Source organism: Erwinia sp. V90_4, from assembly GCF_029967685.1.
Taxonomy (GTDB): Bacteria; Pseudomonadota; Gammaproteobacteria; order Enterobacterales; family Enterobacteriaceae; genus Erwinia; species Erwinia aphidicola.
The window spans coordinates 1-3,146 of the sequence record NZ_JASCAQ010000015.1 but is presented as its reverse complement, the minus strand read 5'-3'; the positions used below and the strand labels follow the sequence as shown (position 1 = coordinate 3,146).

2 protein-coding genes are annotated in these 3,146 nt (G+C 57.1%); one reads left to right on the top strand and one right to left on the bottom strand.

Annotation, left to right across the window (positions count from 1 at the left end; genetic code table 11):
* Window positions 1–136: 136 nt before the first annotated feature.
* On the bottom strand, window positions 137–1,384 hold the full coding sequence (amiC, locus tag QLG07_RS02490; protein ID WP_048917161.1) for an N-acetylmuramoyl-L-alanine amidase AmiC: 1,248 nt from the start codon (window positions 1,382–1,384) through the stop codon (window positions 137–139).
* A gap of 213 nt (window positions 1,385–1,597) precedes the next feature.
* Here amiC and argA point away from each other — a divergent pair, with 213 nt between their 5' ends.
* Window positions 1,598–2,971, top strand: a complete 1,374-nt coding sequence (argA, locus tag QLG07_RS02485; RefSeq protein ID WP_180276712.1) for an amino-acid N-acetyltransferase — start codon at window positions 1,598–1,600, stop codon at window positions 2,969–2,971.
* The last annotated feature ends 175 nt before the right edge of the window (window positions 2,972–3,146 follow it).

Sequence of the window (3,146 nt, the reverse complement as noted above, 5' to 3'; positions counted from 1 at the left end):
CGTCGGGCTCATAACCCGAAGGTCGTCGGTTCAAATCCGGCTCCCGCAACCAATTAAGCACCCTTAAGGGTGTTTTTTTGTATCTGAAATTCGTCCCCTTACCCAATATCCCGGCAGAATCCTTTCCGCCCGCTGACTATTTATGCGGTGCCAGTGACGCGCCGTTGGCAAAGTAGGCTTTTATCCCCGCCAGAATCGAATCTGCCACCTGATGCTGAAAACGCGTGGTGCGCAGCTTGCGCTCCTCTTCAACATTGCTGATAAAAGCCGTCTCAACCAGAATTGACGGGATATCCGGCGCTTTCAACACCGCGAACCCGGCCTGATCAACGCTGCGCTTGTGCAGATGGTTAATCTTCCCCATGCGCGAAAGCACCTCTTTACCAAACTTCAGGCTGTCGTTGATGGTCAGGCTCTGCACCATATCAAACATGGTGTGGTCGAGATAACGGTCGCCGCTCATGCTGACGCCGCCGATCAGATCTGATTCATTCTGCGTTTGAGCGAGGAAACGCGCAGCGGTGCTGGTTGCCCCTTTAGTCGACAGGGCAAAGACCGAAGAGCCCCGCGCCGCGCGGCTGGTGAAGGCATCGGCATGAATCGAAACAAACAGATCGGCGCGCTGCTTGCGTGCTTTGGCCACCCTCACCTTCAGCGGGATAAACACATCTTCATTACGCGTCATATAAGCGCGCATATTCGGCTGCTTGTCGATGAGCTGCTTCAGGCGGCGGCCGATTTTCAGCACCACATCTTTTTCCCGCGTCTTATGCTTACCAATCGCGCCGGAATCTTCCCCGCCGTGGCCAGGGTCGATCATTATCACAATTGGCCGGTCTCTCCCTGCTTTGCCCGGCAGCGCGGCCTCCGCTGGCTGGCTACGTTCCAGATCCCCCTGGTTGTAATCTTTCAGCAACGCGAGCAGCGGATCATCATCCTGCGGCCGGTCCCGCGCCGGGTAGAGATCGAGCACCAGACGGTTTTTAATCCCGGCGACCGGATCGAGGGTGAACACCCGCGGGCTGACGTTCTGCTTTAGCTCCAGCACCAGCCGCACGGTGTTGCGATCAAACTGACCCACGCGCGCATTTTTAATGTAGGGGTCATCCTGGCGTACCAGATTGGCGACGCCGTTAAGCACGTGGTTAAGATGAATATTTTCAATATCCACCACCACGCGGTCAGGGTTGCTCAGCGCAAACTGCTTATATTTCAGGGCGGTATTCGACTCAATGGTCAGGCGCGAATAGGTGGTGGAAGGCCAGATGCGGATGGCCACCACGTGACTGCTGGCTGCCCAGCCTACCCGGCTAACGCTGAGCAGACAGACGGCCCCGGCGCCCTGTAGAAATCGCCGCCGGTTAAGCGAAGTTGAATCGGTCATGCCACTCCAGATGCTGTAATTTGTCTAATAAAAAGCCAACAGAGAAAATTTTGCAAAAACTTTAACGAATCCACCAGGCAGTGTCACCCCGAAAAAGCGAATAAATGCAGCATATTAGACTGTTGGAAATGCGCGAGCGGGTGATAAGTAAGGATAAAAGTCACTTGCACCCAGGGCGAGAAAAGAATAAAAATACACTTTTACCGAATAATAATGCAGAGAGGGTTTGCCGTGAAGGAACGTAGTACCGAGCTGGTTCAGGGATTTCGTCATACCGTTCCCTACATCAATGCCCACCGTGGTAAAACGTTTGTCATTATGCTGGGTGGTGAAGCCATCGAGCACGAGAACTTCTCCGGCATCATTAATGATATCGGCCTGCTGCACAGCCTCGGCATCCGCCTGGTGGTGGTGTACGGCGCCCGCCCGCAGATCGACGCCAGCCTTGCCGAGCGCAATCTGGAACCGCTCTACCATAAACACACCCGCGTCACGGATGCTCAGTCGCTGGAGCTGGTGAAGCAGGCCGCTGGCCGTCTACAGCTGGATATTACCGCCCGCCTGTCGATGAGCCTCAACAATACGCCTTTGCAGGGCGCGCATATTAATGTCGTCAGCGGTAACTTTATTATCGCCCAGCCGCTCGGCGTCGATGACGGGGTAGATTACTGCCACAGCGGGCGCATTCGCCGCATTGATGAAGAGGCGATCCATCGTCAGCTCGACAGCGGCGCTATCGTGCTGATGGGCCCGGTGGCGGTCTCCGTGACCGGCGAAAGCTTTAACCTGACCTCAGAAGAGGTGGCGACCCAGCTGGCGATTAAGCTCAAGGCCGAGAAGATGATCGGCTTCTGCTCCGAGCAGGGCGTGACCAACCGCGATGGCATGATTGTCTCTGAGCTGTTCCCGAACGAGGCGCAAAAGCGCATTGAAGAGCTGGAGAGCGACGAGGATTATCACTCCGGCACGGTGCGCTTCCTGCGCGGTGCGGTGAAGGCCTGCCGCAGCGGCGTGCGTCGTAGCCACCTGATCAGCTATCAGGAGGATGGCGCCCTGTTGCAGGAGCTGTTCTCGCGCGACGGTATCGGTACGCAGATTGTCATGGAGAGCGCCGAGCAGATCCGTCGCGCCACCATTAACGATATCGGCGGCATTCTGGAGCTGATCCGCCCGCTGGAGCAGCAGGGTATTTTGGTGCGCCGCTCGCGTGAACAGCTGGAGATGGAGATCGACAAGTTCACCATCATTGAACGCGACAACCTGACCATCGGCTGTGCGGCACTCTATCCGTTCCCGGAAGAGCAGATCGGCGAGATGGCCTGCGTGGCGGTTCACCCGGATTATCGCAGCTCTTCACGCGGCGAGGCGCTGCTGGAGCGCGTCGCGCTGCAGGCGCGGCAGATGGGGCTGAAAAAGCTGTTCGTGTTGACCACCCGCAGCATTCACTGGTTCCAGGAGCGCGGTTTTATGCCGGTGGACGTCGAGCTGCTGCCGGAGAGCAAAAAAGAGATGTATAACTATCAGCGCCGTTCAAAAGTGCTGATGGTCGACCTGCGCGAAGCCAGCGTGCATACCCGGCAGAGTTAATCCCGCACCGCGCGATTACCCGTAGGGGGCGACCCTCGGGCGGACCCAAACAGCGGTCCGCCCCTACAAAAAAACCTGCAGCACCGAATATCCTGAAGTGAACTGTAGGGGTCGACCCTCTTTTCCGGTCGACCCTCGGGCGGACCCAAACAGCGGTCCGCCCCTACAAAAAAAC